The 17,999-nt window shown below is 59.8% G+C and carries 17 protein-coding genes and 1 pseudogene; 10 read left to right on the forward strand and 8 right to left on the reverse strand.

Annotated elements, in window-relative coordinates:
- From J7E36_RS14875 to J7E36_RS14885, 3 genes are all read right to left on the reverse strand, one after another.
- A complete protein-coding gene (locus J7E36_RS14875; protein WP_215004151.1) occupies window positions 1–1,170 on the reverse strand; it encodes an alginate biosynthesis protein Alg44 in 1,170 nt (389 codons plus the stop codon).
- Between the two features lie 35 nt (window positions 1,171–1,205).
- Entirely contained in the window at window positions 1,206–2,687 is a 1,482-nt protein-coding gene (alg8, locus tag J7E36_RS14880) for a mannuronan synthase (protein ID WP_435304177.1), read from the reverse strand.
- A gap of 93 nt (window positions 2,688–2,780) precedes the next feature.
- The gene (locus J7E36_RS14885) at window positions 2,781–4,097 is read right to left on the reverse strand and encodes a nucleotide sugar dehydrogenase (RefSeq protein ID WP_215004153.1); all 1,317 of its coding nucleotides are present in this window, start codon (window positions 4,095–4,097) and stop codon (window positions 2,781–2,783) included.
- Window positions 4,098–4,568: 471 nt separating this feature from the next.
- On the opposite strand from J7E36_RS14885, the gene J7E36_RS14890 reads away from it, so the two are divergent.
- Entirely contained in the window at window positions 4,569–4,823 is a 255-nt protein-coding gene (locus J7E36_RS14890; protein ID WP_215004155.1) for a hypothetical protein, read from the forward strand.
- A gap of 84 nt (window positions 4,824–4,907) precedes the next feature.
- On the opposite strand, the gene yaaA is transcribed toward J7E36_RS14890, so the two are convergent.
- Entirely contained in the window at window positions 4,908–5,687 is a 780-nt protein-coding gene (gene yaaA / locus J7E36_RS14895; protein ID WP_215004157.1) for a peroxide stress protein YaaA, read from the reverse strand.
- A 177-nt stretch (window positions 5,688–5,864) separates the two neighbouring features.
- On the opposite strand from yaaA, the gene J7E36_RS14900 reads away from it, so the two are divergent.
- The 5 genes from J7E36_RS14900 (at window position 5,865) to moaE (ending at window position 10,076) form a co-directional block, all read left to right on the forward strand.
- Window positions 5,865–6,989, forward strand: a complete 1,125-nt coding sequence (locus J7E36_RS14900; protein WP_215004159.1) for a polysaccharide deacetylase family protein — start codon at window positions 5,865–5,867, stop codon at window positions 6,987–6,989.
- A gap of 335 nt (window positions 6,990–7,324) precedes the next feature.
- Window positions 7,325–8,719 (forward strand): PhoH family protein, encoded by a 1,395-nt coding sequence (locus J7E36_RS14905; protein ID WP_215004161.1) that lies wholly within the window; start codon window positions 7,325–7,327, stop codon window positions 8,717–8,719.
- Between the two features lie 188 nt (window positions 8,720–8,907).
- On the forward strand, window positions 8,908–9,381 hold the full coding sequence (gene moaC / locus J7E36_RS14910; RefSeq protein ID WP_215004163.1) for a cyclic pyranopterin monophosphate synthase MoaC: 474 nt from the start codon (window positions 8,908–8,910) through the stop codon (window positions 9,379–9,381).
- Window positions 9,378–9,620, forward strand: coding sequence for a molybdopterin converting factor subunit 1 (gene moaD, locus J7E36_RS14915; RefSeq protein ID WP_215004165.1), 243 nt, complete (start codon window positions 9,378–9,380; stop codon window positions 9,618–9,620). Before moaC ends, moaD begins: the two co-directional genes overlap by 4 nt.
- Window positions 9,621–9,623: 3 nt before the next feature.
- The gene (gene moaE, locus J7E36_RS14920) at window positions 9,624–10,076 is read left to right on the forward strand and encodes a molybdopterin synthase catalytic subunit MoaE (protein WP_215004167.1); all 453 of its coding nucleotides are present in this window, start codon (window positions 9,624–9,626) and stop codon (window positions 10,074–10,076) included.
- 188 nt (window positions 10,077–10,264) lie between these two features.
- Here moaE and rhlB read toward each other — a convergent pair whose 3' ends face one another.
- Together rhlB and J7E36_RS14930 are read right to left on the reverse strand one after the other, a co-directional pair.
- Window positions 10,265–11,737, reverse strand: coding sequence for an ATP-dependent RNA helicase RhlB (rhlB, locus tag J7E36_RS14925; protein WP_215004169.1), 1,473 nt, complete (start codon window positions 11,735–11,737; stop codon window positions 10,265–10,267).
- Window positions 11,738–11,835: 98 nt separating this feature from the next.
- Window positions 11,836–12,492, reverse strand: coding sequence for an alpha/beta hydrolase (locus J7E36_RS14930; protein ID WP_215004171.1), 657 nt, complete (start codon window positions 12,490–12,492; stop codon window positions 11,836–11,838).
- Window positions 12,493–12,966: 474 nt separating this feature from the next.
- Between J7E36_RS14930 and J7E36_RS14935 the strand changes: the two genes are divergently transcribed.
- The 4 genes from J7E36_RS14935 (at window position 12,967) to J7E36_RS14950 (ending at window position 17,128) form a co-directional block, all read left to right on the forward strand.
- Window positions 12,967–13,998 carry an amino acid ABC transporter substrate-binding protein gene (locus J7E36_RS14935; protein ID WP_215004173.1) on the forward strand — a complete coding sequence of 344 codons (1,032 nt, stop codon included), beginning with the start codon at window positions 12,967–12,969 and terminating at the stop codon, window positions 13,996–13,998.
- Window positions 13,999–14,063: 65 nt separating this feature from the next.
- Complete coding sequence (locus J7E36_RS14940) at window positions 14,064–15,245, forward strand: amino acid ABC transporter permease (RefSeq protein ID WP_215004175.1); 1,182 nt, start codon at window positions 14,064–14,066, stop codon at window positions 15,243–15,245.
- Between the two features lie 10 nt (window positions 15,246–15,255).
- On the forward strand, window positions 15,256–16,353 hold the full coding sequence (locus tag J7E36_RS14945) for an amino acid ABC transporter permease (RefSeq protein ID WP_215004177.1): 1,098 nt from the start codon (window positions 15,256–15,258) through the stop codon (window positions 16,351–16,353).
- 10 nt (window positions 16,354–16,363) lie between these two features.
- Window positions 16,364–17,128 (forward strand): amino acid ABC transporter ATP-binding protein, encoded by a 765-nt coding sequence (locus J7E36_RS14950; RefSeq protein ID WP_003178331.1) that lies wholly within the window; start codon window positions 16,364–16,366, stop codon window positions 17,126–17,128.
- 64 nt (window positions 17,129–17,192) lie between these two features.
- On the opposite strand, the gene J7E36_RS14955 is transcribed toward J7E36_RS14950, so the two are convergent.
- Window positions 17,193–17,675 (reverse strand): type II TA system antitoxin MqsA family protein, encoded by a 483-nt coding sequence (locus tag J7E36_RS14955; protein ID WP_215004179.1) that lies wholly within the window; start codon window positions 17,673–17,675, stop codon window positions 17,193–17,195.
- Window positions 17,672–17,982, reverse strand: a pseudogene (locus J7E36_RS14960) (type II toxin-antitoxin system MqsR family toxin). The gene J7E36_RS14955 and the pseudogene J7E36_RS14960 overlap by 4 nt, the downstream one beginning before the upstream one ends.
- Between the last annotated feature and the right edge of the window lie 17 nt (window positions 17,983–17,999).

The raw sequence follows: 17,999 nt of genomic DNA on the forward strand, positions 1-17,999 counted from the left end.
TTAAAGACCGACAGCCATGGCTTTGTCGATCAGCCAGTTCAGGTTCGGACCACGGTCGCTGTGAACTTCGACCGGGCGGCCGGCCAGCGAGCTGTCCAGAGGTTCGTCAGGTTTGATCTGAACGCGGATATCGGAGGACAGGTCTTCACTTTTCAGGCTGGTGCTGCTGACGATCTTGCCGGTGCGGGTGGCGTCTTCGCCGGCAACCTGGAAGCTCACCGGGGTACCTGGGCGCACGTCGCCGAACTGACGATAGGAGAAGCGTGCTTCGACGTTGGCTTCGGTGCCGCGCGGAACCAGTTGGAAGATCACGTCGCCCTTGTTGGCGTACTGACCATTGGCGACCAGTTGCTGGGCGACGATGCAGTCGCAAGGCGAAGTCAGGGTGCCGGTCATCTGCTTGCCGAACAGTTCCTCGACCTTGGCCGGCTGCAGCTGGTTATCGTCCAGATGACCCTTGAGCACATCGAGCATGCTGGTGCTGAAGGTCGCCAGCGGGGCGCCTTTGGCGGCCGCGCCATCAGCCTTGACCAGGCTCTGCACGGTGCCGTCGCGCGGCATGGTGATTGCCATGCCCGGTACGTTCACCAGGCCCGCCTGGGCGTGGCTGACAAAGTACATGCCGTACACCGACTTGAGGATGAAGCCGAACGCAGCCAGGCCGACGATGAAGACCCCCAGGCTGAACGTCACGGCGCGCAGGCGACCCATGGCGGTCATGCCGCCGTTTTCGTCTTTTTGCTTGCGGGCCTTGGTGAAGTTGTCGCGCTGCAGGGTCGCCAGCACGTCGCCGACACCGACGATGTCGCCGGCCAGGTGCGAGGTGATGATGTGACGCAGCGTGGCGATGTCCCGCGGTTCGAGGTTCTGGAACTGGCAACCGGTGCGGCCGGTCTGGCGGTCGTGGGAGCGGATCTGCAGTTCCACGTCCATGGCCAGGCCCAGGTTGTCGATCACGAACTGCAGGCGAGCCTTGTAGGTTTCGCCCACCTTGAGCGGCGTCTGGCCGGCGTTGAAGCAAAGGCCGCCAGCGGACAGGTCCAGGACCTTGACTTCCATTGGCGTACGGTCGGGACCGAAAAAGCGCAGCTTGGCCGGGATTTTCACTCGGGCGTGCTGGCGCTGGGCTTCGGATTCATGCACTACGTTGACGTTCACGGCGGTGTTCATAGGGGCGATTTCCTTGTTAATTCATTCAAGTCCGGTCAGACCATCGTCAGCAGCACGGCGACAAAAATGCTGCCGGCGGAGAAGGTCATGGTCCGAGACGACCAAGTGTTGAACCAACGTTGAAAGCTGGCGAGATCACGGGTCAGTGCGGTGGGCTGGCGGGTCCAGGATTGTTGATCGAGGCGGAAGAACACGTAGATCTTTACCATCGCGCCAACGATCTGGTTGTAATAGAGAATCATCGGGTAGGCGGGGCCGATCCGGTGTCCGGAACACGACAGCAACAGGGTCAGGATCAGCCGGGTGATGCCGATCCACAGCAGGTACACCAGGATGAACGCGGTGCCGTACTTGAAGCTGGCGATCAGCGCCACGGTCAAACCCAGCAGCGAGGTCCACATCGATACGCGCTGGTCGAACAGCACCACCGAGGTGAACAGGCCCAGGCGTCGCAGGCCCAGGCCCAGTGCCCGGGAGTTCTGCCGCAGGTTGTTGCCGTACCAACGGAACATCAGCTTGCGACTGGCCTTGATGAAGCTTTTTTCCGGCGGGTGCTCAACGGTGTTGATCGCCGCATCGGGTACGTAGAAGGTGTCGTAGCCCAGGCGCATCAGGCTGAACCAGCTCGACTTGTCGTCACCGGTGAGGAACTTGAAGCGGCCCAGGCGCCAGTGTTGCAGCGAGTCGCTTTCCACGTCGGCGATGAACTCCGGGTTGGTCACCACGGAGGCGCGGAACACCGACATGCGGCCGGTCATGGTCAGCACGCGCTTGGACAGGGCCATGGAGCACATGTTGATGTGACGCTGGGCGAAGCGCAGCTTGTGCCATTCGGCCATGATGTAGCCGCCGCGTACTTCGCAGAACTCGTTGGTGGTCAGGCCGCCGACGTTGCCGAACAGCTGGAACCACGGCACGGTCTTGCGCACGACGCCTTCGGCGAGCACGGTGTCGCCATCGATCACGGCGACCACTGCGCGGTCGTCCGGCAAGTGGCGGGAAATCGCGCGGAAACCGAAGGCCAGGCCGTCACGCTTGCCGGTGCCCGGGATGCGCACGAAGTCCAGCTTGACCCGCTCCGGCGGGTTCATGCGGGCCCAGAGGCTCTTGACCAGCAGTTCGTCGGACATTTCCACGATGGAGCAGACCACGGTGGTGGGCAGTTCGCAATCGATGGCTTCGCGAATCACCGAGCTGTAGACCTGGGCGGTGGTCAGCGCATCGATCCGGAAACTGGTGACCATCAGGAATACGTGGGACGGATCCGCAGCCTTGCCCAGCTTGTGAACCTTGCGGCGCAAGTGCGGGTAGACGATGTACAGGAAAATCATGCCGCGCACGAAATGCGTCGCGCCCATGGAGTAACGCCAGATGCCCACGGCGCCGATCAGGAAGATGAAGTCCTTGGATTCGGAGTCGAACGTGGACGTGGGCAACGCCAAGGCGATGCCCATCAATAAACTCAAGTAAAACAGCCAACCGGCGGCCTGAAGCAGGCCGTGCTTTAGCCTGTGCATAATTTTCATTCCCAGAATCAGTTGCAAGCTTCAAGCTGCAAGCCGCGAGAGGGCCTTCAGCTTGAAGCTCGAAGCTTGCAGCTTGCGGCTGCCTTACCAGCAGATGCCTTCAGTCCGGCCACTCGGGCTGGTGGCCTTGGACATGAAGCCGACCAGGTCGATGACCTGCTTGCCTTCCGGTACGTTCTCGGTCAGCGCGCGGAACTTCTCGTCGCGGTTGCCCAGGATGATGATGTCGGCGTTGTCGATGACCGAGTCAAAATCGGCGTTGAGCAAGGACGAGACGTGAGGAATCTTCGACTCGATGTAATCCTTGTTCGCGCCGTGGACGCGGGCGTACTCGACGTTGCTGTCGTAGATGCGCAGGTCGTAGCCCTTGCCGATCAGCATTTCCGCCAGATCAACCAGTGGGCTTTCACGCAGGTCATCGGTGCCGGCCTTGAAGCTCAGGCCCAGCAGGGCGACCTTGCGCTTGTCGTGGCTGGAAACGATGTCGAAGGCGTTCTGCACCTGGGATTCGTTACTGCGCATCAGCGAGTTGAGCAGTGGCGCTTCCACGTCCAGGGAGCTGGCGCGGTAGGTCAGGGCGCGAACGTCCTTGGGCAGGCACGAGCCGCCGAAGGCGAAGCCTGGGCGCATGTAGTACTGGGACAGGTTCAGGGTCTTGTCCTGGCAGACCACGTCCATCACTTCACGGCCATCGACGCCGACGGCCTTGGCGATGTTGCCGATCTCGTTGGCGAAGGTCACTTTGGTAGCGTGCCAGACGTTGCAGGTGTACTTGATCATTTCGGCAACGGCGATGTCCTTGCGGATGATCGGCGCATCGAGTTCTTCGTACAGCGATTGCAGGACGTCGCCAGAGGCTTTGTCGAACTCACCGATGACGGTCATAGGCGGTTGATCGTAATCTTTGATCGCGGTGCTTTCGCGCAGGAACTCAGGGTTGACCGCGACGCCGAAATCAACGCCGGCCTTCTTGCCGGAGCAGTCTTCGAGAATCGGGATGACCACGTTGGCGACGGTGCCCGGCAAGACGGTGCTGCGGACCACGATGGTGTGGCGGGTGGTCTTGTCACGCAGGACAAAACCGATCTCGCGGCACACGGCTTCGATGTAGTTCAGTTCCAGGTCGCCGTTCTTTTTGCTCGGAGTACCGACGCAAATCATCGACAGATCAGTATCGCGAATCGCTTCGGCGAAGTTGGTAGTGCCGCGCAGTCGACCTGTTTCAATCCCTTGTGCCAACAGTTCACCAAGACCGGGTTCGACGATCGGCGATTTGCCCGCGTTGATCATGTCGATTTTGTCTTTGGCGACATCTACGCCAACGACATCATGGCCCCGAGCAGACAGGCAACCGGCACATACTGCACCGACGTAACCCAAACCAAATATGCTAATGCGCATCGCATTTACCTCTGTTTTTCACGCCATTAAATGGCCGGAGTTAATAGTGTTCAGCGGTCAACGTGCACTCGGAAGTGTGGCGTGCAGGCACCACCATGCCGTCGTGCAGGCATATTAAGTTCCGAGTGCCTAAATAATTGCACTCAAGTTGTGCGCAAAGCGGCCTTCTTGTTATGACCTGCCCTGTTATGCAGCCAGTCCTCGGTTTCGGGAACGCTCGTGCAAAGGTGTTTCACTTCTGACCTCTGGCAAAAAGCCCACAAAATCAAAAGCTTGTGTGCTCGGGTGAGCACGTTGTAGGGGCGCAGCCTTGGCCTTTTTGGGGATCGCAGTGTCGCGTTATCTCCCGTCCTTCAAGGGTGGATCCAATTCAACGACCGTTTCGCTAAGTTGCTGTGACAACTTGGTTACTCAGCTCGGCGTGTCTGTAAGTTATCGCTTACACGTTCGGCGATAATCGCTACCGGTGGTATGAGCCGTGCAAAATCACATAGTTCCGATCCGCTCATCGCGATTTTCGAAATTTTTCGAAATATTATCGAAGATGGCACTGACCTCATTATGATGGCACTTGTCGTTTCGGCCTTTAATAATCGGGAGTTGGCAGGGGTAGATAGTTTTGTGCCACTACTGAATAAAAAAATGTGTGCCACTACGCAAAAAACTGACGAGTGTCGAGTGAAACAAAAGTTAGTGAGGAAGGTGGTCGATTTGTTGGCGCCATGAAACTGGCGAAGTGTGAGGGGAAGCAAGATGACAAGTTGCAAGTTGATCGAGGCCCCCAATCAGGGGCCTATATAACGGTGCGCTTTATTCGGGGGCATGTTCGCGCAGGAAAACCAGTTTGTCCGGGCTCGACTGTTCGGCATTAAAACGATAGCCCTGCACATCAAATTGCTTGAGCGCCGCAGGGTCGTTGATCCGTTCCTTGATCACGAAGCGACTCATCAGGCCCCGGGCCTTCTTGGCATAGAAACTGATGATCTTGTACTGGCCGTTTTTCAGGTCCTTGAATTCGGTATCGATAACGCGCGCCTTCAGTGCACTGCGTTTGACCGCCGAGAAGTATTCATTCGACGCCAGGTTCAACAGGATGTCGTCACCCTGTTCGGCCAGGGCTTCATTCAGCCATTCGCTGATGCGCGTACTCCAGAACGCATAAAGGTCCTTGCCCCGGGCATTGACCAGCTTCGTGCCCATTTCCAGGCGATAGGGTTGCATCAAGTCCAGCGGGCGCAACAGGCCATACAGGCCGGAGAGCATGCGCAGGTGCTGTTGGGCGTAATCGAAATCAGCTTCGGCGAAGCTTTGTGCATCGAGACCGGTGTACACATCCCCCTTGAAGGCCAGCAGTGCCTGCTTGGCATTGGCCGGGGTGAACGCCGGCGTCCAGCTGCCGAACCGCGCTGCATTGAGGCCACCGATCTTGTCGGAGACGTGCATCAGTTCGCTGATCTGTGCCGGGGAAAGCTCACGCAGTTGCTCGATCAGTTCCTGGGAGTGGTCCAGGTACTGCGGCAGGGTAAAACGCTCGGTGGCCGGCGGTGTTTCGTAATCGAGGGTCTTGGCAGGGGAAATCACCATCAGCATGCAGTCGTCTCCTTTAAGGTTGCGGCGATTCTAGGAGGTTGGCGGGGTGGACTCCAGCTATCGCGGTGATAGGCGATCGGAGGGGGGGAGGCAATCCCCCGGAAAACACTGCTGTGGCATGGCCCCCATCCGGATCAGCTATGATGCCGCGCGGGTTTCGTTATGGAGACATCCCCTTTGCGCATCGCCCTTCTGTTATCGGCCTGGCTCTTGAGTCTTGGCGCTATGGCCGCACCCAACGACGTCGCCACCCTCGACCGCAGCACCTGGCCGGAACAGCTCACCAGCGCGACGCTGTTTGACGTGGCCTCGCGAGCCGAGATCCTGATGTTCGCGCGAGTCCTGCTGGACACCGACGCCATGGATGAAATCGCGCTCAAGCAGTACCTGGGGCTGCGCACGGTCAACATGGCCGCGGTCGACGCGCTTCGCGCCCGGCTGTGGCAGCGGTTGCTGAGCAACTACACCTTCGCCCAGCAGAGCTGCGATCAGGATGCCTCCTTCTGTTACCTGGTCGAGAGCATGGCAAACCTGCGCGACGAGGCGCGTCGATTCCATCTCGATGACAGCTCGTTCTACATCAAGTGGGCCGGACCGAGTCAGGTTTTTCACACCCAGTACCGCGATGAATTGCTGCGAAAAGCCGCGCTTTTTCCACAAGCCAGCAGTGAAATAGAACGCTTTGGCGACTACGAGCGAAACGGCGAGGGCATGCACGACCGGCTGTTTCTGTTGAGCTTCGACAGCGGTGCCAACGTTGCACCTGACAACACCCCGTGGCTGACGGATTACCTGCGCAAGTCGAACCTGAACGGTACCTTCTTCGTGTTGGGCAAGGACATCCAGGCGCGACTTGTGGAGCAATCCGTGAACAGTCTCCAGACCTTGTATTCGGGGCAATGCGTGGGCGTGCAGGGGTGGGAGTTCCGTTCCCACAGCTATTGGCAGGACTGGCAGGACTCGGTGCGGCGCAGCGTCGACCTGGTCAAGGGCAAACTGCCGGAGAATTACGTCCCGCTGTTCCGCCCGCCCCAAGGCCAGCGTCGCAGTGATGCCGAAGCATTCTTCAGGCAGCAGGGCTTGCAAGTGGCGTTGTGGGACATCGACCCCCAGGACAGCACCGGTCGACTCAAGCCCGAGCAAAGCGCCCAGCGTGCGTTGACGCTGATGCTGCTGTGGCGTCATGGGGTAATCAACTTCAATGCCAAGCAGGACGGGGTGAAAACGGCGCTGCCTTGGCTCATGACACAGACGGCGCAAAGCGGGATCGGTTGGGAGGACTGCCAGGAGGCGTTTCGCTGAAACCTGAAAAGGCCCGGAAACATTGGGGGAGGCTGGAATTTCGGCGCACATTCATGGCGACCGGACTTCCGACTTTAACGGTGCCCGGGCGGGACGCCAAGGGTTATTCGTCATTCTGAAAAATAAACTTCAAAAAAGCGTCAAAGTGCTTTTTCCTGTCATGGTTTTTGGAGTATCAAGAAGTCAGACCGCCGAAACCTGCAACACAGGTGGCGTCTTCCAAGACCCAGATTGTGTGCAGTTCACCTGAACCTCCCGGGTGAATTCGGTGGCTACTTCGAGGCGCAGCACTGTCACGGTATTGCGTCGAATGGCCCCCACAAAGGTGACCGAGTATGGATGACCACGGACGTAGCCCTTCCTCCAACCAGCCAATCCTGTATGTACTCGATACCAACGTATTGATCCACGATCCAAACGCGCTCCTGAACTTCGAAGAACACCACGTTGCCATCCCGATGACCGTGCTTGAGGAACTGGACAAACTCAAGAGCGGGCACCACAGCGTTGCGGCCGAATGCCGCCAGGCGATCCGCCTGATCGACAAGACCCTGGGCGATGCTTCCCCTGAAGACGTCGAACTCGGCGTGCCGATCCAGCGTGGCAAGAGCGGTCCCAAGGGGCTGCTGTCGATCCTGATGAACAAGCGCACCGAACCCAACCTGGTGCTCCCCGAACACCTGAACGACAACATCATCATCAACCAGTTGATTGACCTGCACGCGCGTAACAAGGATCAGGCCGTGGTGCTGGTGACCAAAGACATCAACATGCGCCTCAAGGCCCGCGCCTGCGGGATCGCGGCGGAGGACTACAGCACCGACCAGTTGGTCGACGACGTGTCGCTGTTGCCCAATGGCTACCACACCATGACCGGCTCCTTCTGGGACCGGGTGAGCAAGGTCGAAACCCGCCAGGACCATGGTCGCACCTGGCACCAGGTGCAACTGATCGACAATCTGCCGGCGGTGCACATCAACGAATTCATCATCGACGAACAAGGATTCGTCGGCTGGATCAAGGAAATCCAGGTCGACAAGCTGCTGATTCTCGACCTGCACCAGGAACCCCTGCTGCACCAGGAGGCCTGGGGCCTCAAACCCCGTGACATCTACCAGAGCCTGGCCCTGTTCGCCTTGCTCGACCCGGATATCCACCTGGTCAACCTGTCCGGGGCCGCCGGTTCAGGCAAGACCATCCTGGCCCTGGCCGCCGCCATCGAGCAGACCATGGTCAGCAAGCGCTACCGGCGCATCATCGCCACCCGTAGCGTGCAGGGCCTGGACCAGGAGATCGGTTTCCTGCCCGGCACCGAAGCGGAGAAAATGGAGCCTTGGCTGGGGGCCATCACCGACAACCTCGAAGCCTTGCACATGGATGATGAAAGCACCCATGGCAGCGTCGACTACATCCTCAGCAAAGTGCCGTTGCAGTTCAAATCCCTCAACTACATCCGGGGCCGCAGCTTCCAGCAGAGCCTGATCCTGATCGACGAATGCCAGAACCTGACCCCGCACCAGATGAAAACCATCATCACCCGTGCCGGCGCCGGTTCCAAAGTGGTGTGCCTGGGCAACCTGGCGCAGATCGATACCCCTTACCTGTCCGCGACCAGCTCCGGGCTGACCTACCTGACCGAACGCTTCAAGGACTTCCCCAACGGGGTCCACATCACCCTGCAGGGCGTACCGCGCTCGATCCTGGCCGAATACGCCGAATCGCATCTCTAGGAGCAGCTGCAAGTTTCAAGCTGCAAGTTTCAAGCTGCAAGCTGCAAGCGAACCGAGTGATTTCACCGGCAGCTTGCAGCTTGCAGCTTTGCGCTGATTAAATACCTGCTTCCAGGCCTGCAGTCGGACCGCGCTTTCTTGCTTGCGGCTTGCAGCTTATAGCTTGTAGCTGCCTCAAGGAGGCTCCTGTGCTGACTCATCTCGACTCCCAAGGTCGCGCCAATATGGTCGACGTGACCGACAAGGCCGTGACGTTCCGTGAAGCCACGGCCGAAGCCTTTGTGCGCATGCTGCCCGACACGTTGCAGATGATCGTCAGCGGCGGTCACCCCAAGGGCGACGTGTTTGCCGTGGCGCGCATCGCCGGTATCCAGGCGGCGAAAAAAACCAGCGACCTGATTCCGCTCTGCCATCCGCTGATGCTCACCAGCGTCAAGGTCGAGCTCAATGCCGAAGGCGATGATCGGGTGCGCATCGTTGCCCGTTGTAAATTGTCGGGGCAGACCGGGGTGGAAATGGAAGCCCTCACCGCCGCCAGTGTTGCGGCGCTGACGATCTATGACATGTGCAAGGCCGTTGACCGGGGCATGGTTATCGAAGGCGTACGGGTGCTGGAAAAACTTGGCGGCAAGAGCGGCCACTTCCAGGCGGATGCCCTATGAAGATCAACGTGAAATTCTTTGCCCGTTACCGTGAAGCGCTGGGCGTGGACGCGATCACGGTGGACGGCGATTTCGCCACGGTCGACGATGTGCGTGCATTGCTCGCTCGACGTGACGGGGCACAAGTGCTGACCGAGCAGAACCTGATGTGCGCGCGCAACGAAGACCTGTGCCAGCTCGACGAGCCGCTGGCGGACGGTGATGAAGTGGCTTTTTTCCCCACCGTGACCGGGGGCTGAGCCATGGCGATTCGTGTGCAGGCCGAGCCGTTCGACCCGGGGGCCGAAGTCAACGCAATGCACGCGGCCAACGTCGGCGTGGGCGCGGTGGTGAGTTTTGTCGGCTACGTGCGTGACTTCAATGACGGCCTCGATGTGTCGGGGATGTTTCTGGAACACTACCCGGGCATGACCGAAAAGGCCCTGGGCAAGATCGCCACCGAGGCCGGGCAGCGCTGGCCGCTGCTCAAGCTGGAAGTGCTGCACCGCATCGGTGCGCTGGAACCGGGCGAGCCGATTGTCTTCGTCGCGGCCGCCAGCGCCCATCGTCAGGCGGCGTTCGACGCCTGCGCCTTTGTCATGGACTACCTCAAGACCCGCGCGCCGTTCTGGAAAAAGGAAAACACCGCTGATGGCCCACGCTGGGTCGAAGGGCGGGACAGTGATCATGCGGCGGCGGATCGCTGGAAGCTGTAAACAACCTGCTGTCTATTCATTGATCGATAGTCCGCCATCGTGAGCAAGTCGCTCCCACATTGGATCTGTGCCACACCGGACCCTGTGGGAGCGAGCTTGCTCGCGATGGGGCTTGATCTAAATATCCCGGACCAAAAAAAAAGCGCAGTCCTGGTCGGCTGCGCTTTTTTCGTTGCGGCAATCGATGGTCAGGAGTGCTTGCGTTCAACCGGTCGCAGCAGGTGGGTCGGCGGGGTTTCGCAACTGATCTTGCGCCCCAGCAGCGCCTCGATGGACGGCAACTGGTAGGAGTCGTCTTCCCCGGCGAAACTGATGGACACACCCTCGGCGCCAGCGCGCCCGGTGCGGCCGATCCGGTGCACGTAGTCGTCGGGCATCTCCGGCAGGGTGAAGTTGATCACGTGGCTGATGCCGTCGATATGGATCCCGCGGCCTGCGACATCGGTCGCCACCAGCACGCGGATCTTGCCCTCGCGAAAGCCTTCGAGTGTCTTGATGCGCTTGTGCTGCGGCACGTCGCCCGACAGCTGTGCGGCATTGACACCATCGCGCACCAGGCGCTCTTCGATACGGCGCACTTCGTCCTTGCGATTGGCGAACACCATCACCCGCTCCCAACCGTTATCGTTGATCAGGTTGTAGAGCAGTTTGTACTTGTCGGCGCCGGCCACCGCATAGATGTGTTGCTCGACGTTTTCACTGGCGACGTTCTCGGCTTCGATCTCGACGATGGCCGGGTCGGTGGTCCACTGCTTGGCGAGGTTCATCACGTCTTCGGTGAACGTGGCGGAGAACAGCAGGGTCTGGCGTTCGCTTTTGGGTGGGGTCTGGCGAATGATCTGGCGCACTTGCGGGATGAAGCCCATGTCGAGCATACGGTCGGCTTCGTCGAGGACCATCACTTCGACCATGTCCAGGTGCACGTCGCCGCGCTGGTTGAAATCCAGCAGGCGGCCCGGCGTTGCCACCAGGATGTCGCAATGGCGGGCTTCGAGGTGCTTGAGCTGCTTGTCGAGGTCCATGCCGCCGACAAATGTCATGACGTTCAGGCCGGTGTACCTGGTCAGGTCGGCGGCGTCCTTGGCGATCTGCACCACCAGCTCACGGGTCGGGGCAATGATCAGCGCCCGCGGCTCACCCATGTAGCGTTCCTTGGGCGGCGGGGTCTGGAGCAACTGGGTAATGATGGAAATCAGGAACGCGGCGGTCTTACCGGTGCCGGTCTGGGCGCGGCCGATGGCGTCCTTGCCGGCGAGGGTATAACCCAGGACCTGTGCCTGGATGGGCGTGCAGTACGGGAAACCCAGGTCCTGGATGGCATGCATCAGTTCAGGCGCAAGGTTGAAGTCGTGGAAGCGGGTCTTGCCTTCCTGGGGGGCTACGGCGAAGTCTTCGAGCTTCCAGGCGACGACAGGCGGTTTCGGCGCGCGTTCGCGGCGTGGCCGGGGGGCTTCGTTGCGTGGCTTTTCCGGCGCCGGGGCGGCGGTGGGTTGGGCGGCTGGGGTCGCCGGCTCTTTTTTGGCGTCTGCCACAGGGGCTGCCCGGCGCGGCTGTGGCGCATCGGTACGGCTCGGGCTGTGGACAGGTGCGCTGGCGACAGGCGCGAGCTGTTCGGCCTCGCTTTTACCGAACATTTTCTTGAGTGCTTTGAGCACGGTCATCTCATCGATTGGTTAAGGAATGTACGCCGGCCAGTGTAATGCAAGAAACGGGCGCGGCGTAGTGTGTTCATCAACAGCCGGGCGTGGCGAATTGCCCTTCAGCGCAACCGTTCGGTCAACCAGGTGCCGATGTCGCGAATCTCTTCGGGTAACACTTCGTGGCCCATTGGGTATTCCTGCCATGTCACGGTGACACCATGCTGCTTTAAATACTCCTTCGCGGTCCGGCCCATCGGGTTGAGCACCACTTCGTCGTATTGCCCGTGCAGCGCCAGCACCGGGATGCGTTGCTGGCTGGCCGACAATTGCAGTTCGTCACCGAATGTCGGGGCGTAAGTGGACAGGGCAATGACGCCCCCCAGTGGGCCCTGCCACTTCACGAATGCCGTGTGATAGACCACCGCGCCGCCTTGGGAAAAACCCGCGAGGAAAATCCGCGAAGCGTCTATTCCGCCGGCTCGCTGGGTTTCGATGAGGTCGATGACCCGTTGCGCGGAGACTTCCAGTTGCGCCTCGTCGATGGCTCGCGCCGGGCTCAGCGCACGAATGTCGTACCAGCTGGGCATCGCGTAGCCGCCGTTGATCGTGACGGGCTGGGTCGGCGCCTGGGGCAGAACGAAACGCGTGGTGAGCAGGCTTTGCTGCAGCATTTCGGCGACCGGCAGGAAATCAAAACGATCGGCGCCCAGGCCGTGAAGCCAGATAACACAGGCGTCGGCCGTGCTGGCGGGCTCGATAATCAGGGGGTCGGTCATGGTTGTGCTCCAAATCTGTGCGGGCGCGCTCAATCAGTGCGTGATTACGGTGCGAGCCCGGTGCCTCAGTTAATTAGATGTCGCAAAATTACAACTTTTTGTCTTGACGTATTTCTCTGGGGCCAAGCGAAGCTGTCTGGTACGGGCTTTGCTATGAGGATGCCTGAGTGATGAATCTTACGCTGCGCGGTAACACTATCAGCTCGACGCGACGCATGGGATATCAGAAATCCGGTGATGGATGTTCGCCAATAGCCGCTACGGGCTTCGCGAACGTGAAGGGCTACAGCCCGTTCGGCCGATTGGTGAGAAGTGGGCATGCCCACTGATTCGTGGACATTCTCATTAATAGACTCATAGCGAAGGTCCAGACGTCGGTTGACCCTAAAAAAAGCCAACAAGGGTCGGCAATGCCTCAAAAGGGTGCGACAGGACTCAAGCTCCGACACAACAAGAGCAAAACTGGAGGTTTGAATGAAGTTACTGAAATCCACCCTGGCTGTCGTGACCGCAGCAGCTGTGCTCGGTGTCAGCGGGTTCGCGCAGGCGGGTGCAACCCTGGACGCAGTGCAGAAGAAAGGTTTTGTACAGTGCGGTGTGAGTGATGGCCTGCCGGGTTTCTCGGTGCCTGATTCGACCGGCAAGATCGTCGGTATCGACGCTGACTTTTGCCGCGCCGTTGCGGCTGCCGTATTCGGCGATGCAAGCAAGGTCAAGTTCAGCCAGTTGAACGCCAAGGAGCGCTTCACCGCGCTGCAGTCCGGCGAAATCGATGTGCTCTCGCGCAACTCCACCATGACCAGCTCCCGTGACGCGGGCATGGGCCTCAAGTTTCCAGGCTTCATCACCTACTACGATGGCATCGGCTTCCTGTCGAACAACAAGCTGGGCGTCAAGAGCGCCAAGGAACTGGACGGTGCAACCATCTGCATCCAGGCCGGTACCACCACCGAGCTGAACGTGTCCGACTACTTCCGCGCCAACGGCCTGAAGTACACCCCGATCACTTTCGACACCTCCGATGAAAGCGCCAAGTCGCTGGAGTCCGGTCGTTGCGACGTGCTGACCTCCGACAAATCCCAGCTGTTCGCCCAGCGCAGCAAGCTGGCTTCGCCGAAGGACTACGTGGTTCTGCCGGAAACCATCTCCAAGGAACCACTGGGCCCGGTCGTGCGTAACGGCGATGACGAGTGGCTGGCAATCGTGCGCTGGACTGGCTACGCACTGCTCAACGCTGAAGAAGCGGGCGTGACCTCGAAGAACGTCGAGGCCGAAGCCAAGTCCACCAAGAACCCGGACGTCGCTCGTATGCTGGGCGCTGACGGTGAATACGGCAAGGACCTGAAACTGCCGAAAGACTGGGTCGTGCAGATCGTCAAGCAAGTCGGCAACTACGGTGAAATGTTCGAGCGCAACCTCGGCAAGGGTACTCCGCTTGAAATCGACCGCGGCCTGAACGCGCTGTGGAACGCTGGCGGCATCCAATACGCACCACCAGTGCGCTGATGGTTCTATCACCCGGTGGGCCAACCACCGGGTGATGTTCTGTTCCATTCTTTGCGGGGCACTTCATGCAAAATTCAATCGGCGCACCAAAGCAGAGGCTCAGCCTCAGCGATCCAAAAGTGCGTGCGTGGGTATTTCAGATCGTCACTGTCGTGGCGGTTATCACGCTGGGTTGGTTCCTGTTCGACAACACGCAGACCAACCTTGCGCACCGGGGCATCACGTCCGGTTTCGGCTTCCTGGAACGCAGTGCCGGGTTCGGTATTGCCCAACACCTGATCGACTACACCGAAGCGGACAGCTATGCCCGTGTCTTTGTCATCGGTCTGCTCAACACGTTGCTGGTGACCTTTATCGGGGTGATCCTGGCGACCATCCTCGGCTTCATCGTCGGTGTCGCGCGCTTGTCGCAGAACTGGATCATCTCCAAGCTGGCGACCGTTTATGTGGAGGTTTTCCGTAACATCCCGCCGCTGCTGCAAATCCTGTTCTGGTACTTCGCGGTTTTCCTGAGCATGCCGGGACCGCGTGCCGCCCATAACTTCGGCGACACCTTCTTTGTCAGCAGCCGAGGCTTGAACATGCCGGCCGCGCTGGTGGCGGACGGGTTCTGGCCATTCGTGATCAGCGTCGTGCTGGCGATTGTCGCCATCGTGCTGATGACCCGCTGGGCCAACAAGCGCTTCGAAGCGACCGGCGAGCCGTTTCACAAGTTCTGGGTCGGCCTGGCGCTGTTCCTGGTGATCCCGGCGTTGAGCGCGCTGCTGTTTGGTGCGCCGGTGCATTGGGAAATGCCGGAACTCAAGGGCTTCAACTTCGTCGGCGGCTGGGTGTTGATCCCGGAGCTGCTGGCCTTGACCCTGGCCTTGACCGTGTACACCGCGGCGTTCATCGCCGAGATTGTGCGCTCGGGCATCAAGTCGGTCAGCCACGGCCAGACCGAAGCGGCTCGTTCCCTGGGCCTGCGCAATGCTCCGACCCTGAGCAAGGTGATCATCCCGCAAGCCCTGCGCGTGATCATTCCGCCGTTGACCAGCCAATACCTGAACCTGGCGAAGAACTCTTCCCTGGCGGCCGGTATCGGTTACCCGGAAATGGTGTCGTTGTTTGCCGGTACGGTGTTGAACCAGACCGGCCAGGCCATCGAGGTGATCGCGATCACCATGAGTGTGTACCTGGCGATCAGTATCAGCATTTCCCTGCTGATGAACTGGTACAACAAGCGCATTGCGCTGATCGAGCGGTGAGGAAACGCGCATGACGACTCATACTTTCAAACCTGACATGCCCCCACCGAGCAGTAGCATCGGCGTGGTGGCGTGGATGCGCGCCAACATGTTCTCCAGCTGGATCAATACGCTGCTGACCCTGTTTGCGTTCTACCTGATCTACCTGATCATCCCGCCGCTGCTGCACTGGGCGATCCTGGACGCCAACTGGGTCGGCACCACCCGCGCCGACTGCACCAAGGAAGGCGCCTGCTGGGTGTTCATCCAACAGCGTTTTGGTCAGTTCATGTACGGCTACTACCCGGCGGACCTGCGCTGGCGCGTGGACCTGACCGTATGGCTGGCAGTGATCGGCGCGGCGCCGTTGTTCATCTCGCGCTTCCCGCGCAAGGCGATCTACGGCCTGAGCTTCCTGGTGGTGTACCCAATCGTTGCCTGGTGCCTGCTGCACGGTGGCGTGTTCGGCCTGGTCGCCGTGGCGACCAGCCAATGGGGCGGCCTGATGCTGACCCTGGTGATCGCCACCGTCGGTATTGCCGGTGCGCTGCCGCTGGGTATCGTCCTGGCCTTGGGTCGGCGTTCGAACATGCCGGCGATCCGCGTGGTCTGCGTGACCTTCATCGAGTTCTGGCGTGGCGTGCCGTTGATTACGGTGCTGTTCATGTCGTCGGTGATGCTGCCACTGTTCCTGCCTGAAGGCATGAACTTCGACAAGCTGCTGCGGGCGCTGATCGGGGTGATCCTGTTCCAGTCGGCCTATGTGGCCGAGGTGGTGCGTGGCGGCCTGCAAGCCATTCCCAAGGGGCAATACGAAGCGGCCGCGGCGATGGGCCTGGGCTACTGGCGCAGCATGGGCCTGGTGATTCTGCCGCAAGCCCTGAAGCTGGTGATCCCTGGCATCGTCAATACCTTCATCGCATTGTTCAAGGACACGAGCCTGGTGATCATCATCGGCTTGTTCGACTTGCTCAACAGCGTGAAACAAGCTGCCGCCGACCCGAAATGGTTGGGCATGGCCACTGAAGGCTACGTGTTCGCCGCCCTGGTGTTCTGGATTTTCTGTTTTGGTATGTCGCGCTATTCCATGCATCTGGAACGCAAGCTCGACACTGGCCACAAGCGTTAGGAGTTCTGTAATGAGCGAAGCAATCAAACAGCCTGTGAGCCCTGAAGGCATTATTCAGATGCAGGGCGTCAACAAGTGGTACGGCCAGTTCCACGTGTTGAAAGACATCAACCTGAACGTCAAGCAAGGCGAGCGCATCGTGCTGTGCGGCCCGTCGGGCTCCGGCAAGTCCACCACCATCCGCTGCCTCAACCGTCTGGAAGAGCACCAGCAGGGCCGCATCGTGGTCGACGGCGTGGAACTGACCAACGACCTCAAGCAGATCGAAGCGATCCGCCGTGAAGTCGGCATGGTGTTCCAGCACTTCAACCTGTTCCCGCACCTGACCATCCTGCAGAACTGCACCCTGGCGCCGATGTGGGTACGCAAGATGCCCAAGCGCAAGGCCGAGGAAATCGCCATGCACTACCTGGAGCGCGTGCGCATTCCAGAACAGGCGCACAAGTACCCGGGCCAGCTCTCCGGCGGTCAGCAGCAGCGTGTCGCCATCGCCCGTGCCCTGTGCATGAAACCGAAGATCATGCTGTTCGACGAGCCGACTTCGGCACTCGATCCGGAAATGGTGAAGGAAGTACTCGACACCATGATCGGCCTGGCCGAAGACGGCATGACCATGCTCTGCGTGACCCACGAAATGGGCTTCGCCCGTACCGTGGCCAACCGCGTGATTTTCATGGACAAGGGTGAAATCGTCGAACAGGCCGCGCCGAACGACTTCTTCGACAACCCGCAGAACGACCGTACCAAACTGTTCCTGAGCCAGATCCTGCATTGATCGACCTTGGGCAGTGAAATAAACCCGGACGTTGTTCCGGGTTTGTTTTATGTGCAGCGGATGCTCAGGGCACCGTGAGGGTTTCGTGCTCCTTGTGCACCGTTGTCTTGAATTGCCTCAAGTCGGCGTCTTCCGCCAATGTCTTCGCATCGGCAAGCAGATGCGGGTAGCGGTCGAGCAGGCGCATCAGCAGCATCAATGCCTTGGGTGGCAGTACCTCACCGCGCTCATAGCGGGAAAACGCGTTGTGACCACCGCCGGACAACAACGCCACCGCCTCCTTTTGCGACAGATGCAGTTTGCGTCGAACACGTTTCAATTCTTCGCCGATCATTTTCCTGGCGGCGTTGACCAGCTCATCGCCCACGCGGTCATGACGTTGCGAACAGTCGGCGTCGTACTCGACTTCCCCGCACATCTGGCACTCCCAGCCAGATAGATCGTCGACCCGACGTTCCAGTCCCTTGACGGCCAGGGTTTCGCCACGGCCTTCGAAATGCGACATGCCCTGGGGGGCACCACAGCTGAAACACTGCTGGGTTTTCATGGGTTCTTCTCCTTGAAGGAAACCACCGGTGGGCCGCCGCTCGGGCGATACGTCACCTTGATGTAAAGCTGCAAATCATGTGAGTGGAGGTGATAGACGTCGTGCCAGACCCGATGATCGTCATAGGTGGTCATCGACTTGTAGAACTGGCTGCGCTGGAGCCCGGCCACCACCGCCTGCATGTCGGCGAGTGTCAAGCCGAGCGCCCGTGCGGTATTTTGGCGGTGCTGGTGAACGGGTTTCCTTTGAGCCGCCGGACATCTGCCTGGATCACCGCCAGGTCGTAATGAGGTGTGTTCTTGTCCATAAGAAGCTTCTAACCCT

The organism is Pseudomonas fluorescens (assembly GCF_018614775.1).
GTDB lineage: Bacteria > Pseudomonadota > Gammaproteobacteria > Pseudomonadales > Pseudomonadaceae > Aquipseudomonas > Aquipseudomonas fluorescens_BY.

What these genes read in the sequence shown, in the direction of transcription:
- J7E36_RS14875 (WP_215004151.1), bottom strand. Translation starts at nt 1,170, where the DNA reads ATGAACACCGCCGTGAACGTCAACGTAGTGCATGAATCCGAAGCCCAG.
- alg8 (WP_435304177.1), bottom strand. Translation starts at nt 2,687, where the DNA reads ATGCACAGGCTAAAGCACGGCCTGCTTCAGGCCGCCGGTTGGCTGTTT.
- J7E36_RS14885 (WP_215004153.1), bottom strand. Translation starts at nt 4,097, where the DNA reads ATGCGCATTAGCATATTTGGTTTGGGTTACGTCGGTGCAGTATGTGCC.
- J7E36_RS14890 (WP_215004155.1), top strand. Translation starts at nt 4,569, where the DNA reads ATGAGCCGTGCAAAATCACATAGTTCCGATCCGCTCATCGCGATTTTC.
- yaaA (WP_215004157.1), bottom strand. Translation starts at nt 5,687, where the DNA reads ATGCTGATGGTGATTTCCCCTGCCAAGACCCTCGATTACGAAACACCG.
- J7E36_RS14905 (WP_215004161.1), top strand. Translation starts at nt 7,325, where the DNA reads ATGGATGACCACGGACGTAGCCCTTCCTCCAACCAGCCAATCCTGTAT.
- moaD (WP_215004165.1), top strand. Translation starts at nt 9,378, where the DNA reads ATGAAGATCAACGTGAAATTCTTTGCCCGTTACCGTGAAGCGCTGGGC.
- moaE (WP_215004167.1), top strand. Translation starts at nt 9,624, where the DNA reads ATGGCGATTCGTGTGCAGGCCGAGCCGTTCGACCCGGGGGCCGAAGTC.
- rhlB (WP_215004169.1), bottom strand. Translation starts at nt 11,737, where the DNA reads ATGACCGTGCTCAAAGCACTCAAGAAAATGTTCGGTAAAAGCGAGGCC.
- J7E36_RS14930 (WP_215004171.1), bottom strand. Translation starts at nt 12,492, where the DNA reads ATGACCGACCCCCTGATTATCGAGCCCGCCAGCACGGCCGACGCCTGT.
- J7E36_RS14935 (WP_215004173.1), top strand. Translation starts at nt 12,967, where the DNA reads ATGAAGTTACTGAAATCCACCCTGGCTGTCGTGACCGCAGCAGCTGTG.
- J7E36_RS14940 (WP_215004175.1), top strand. Translation starts at nt 14,064, where the DNA reads ATGCAAAATTCAATCGGCGCACCAAAGCAGAGGCTCAGCCTCAGCGAT.
- J7E36_RS14945 (WP_215004177.1), top strand. Translation starts at nt 15,256, where the DNA reads ATGACGACTCATACTTTCAAACCTGACATGCCCCCACCGAGCAGTAGC.
- J7E36_RS14950 (WP_003178331.1), top strand. Translation starts at nt 16,364, where the DNA reads ATGAGCGAAGCAATCAAACAGCCTGTGAGCCCTGAAGGCATTATTCAG.
- J7E36_RS14955 (WP_215004179.1), bottom strand. Translation starts at nt 17,675, where the DNA reads ATGAAAACCCAGCAGTGTTTCAGCTGTGGTGCCCCCCAGGGCATGTCG.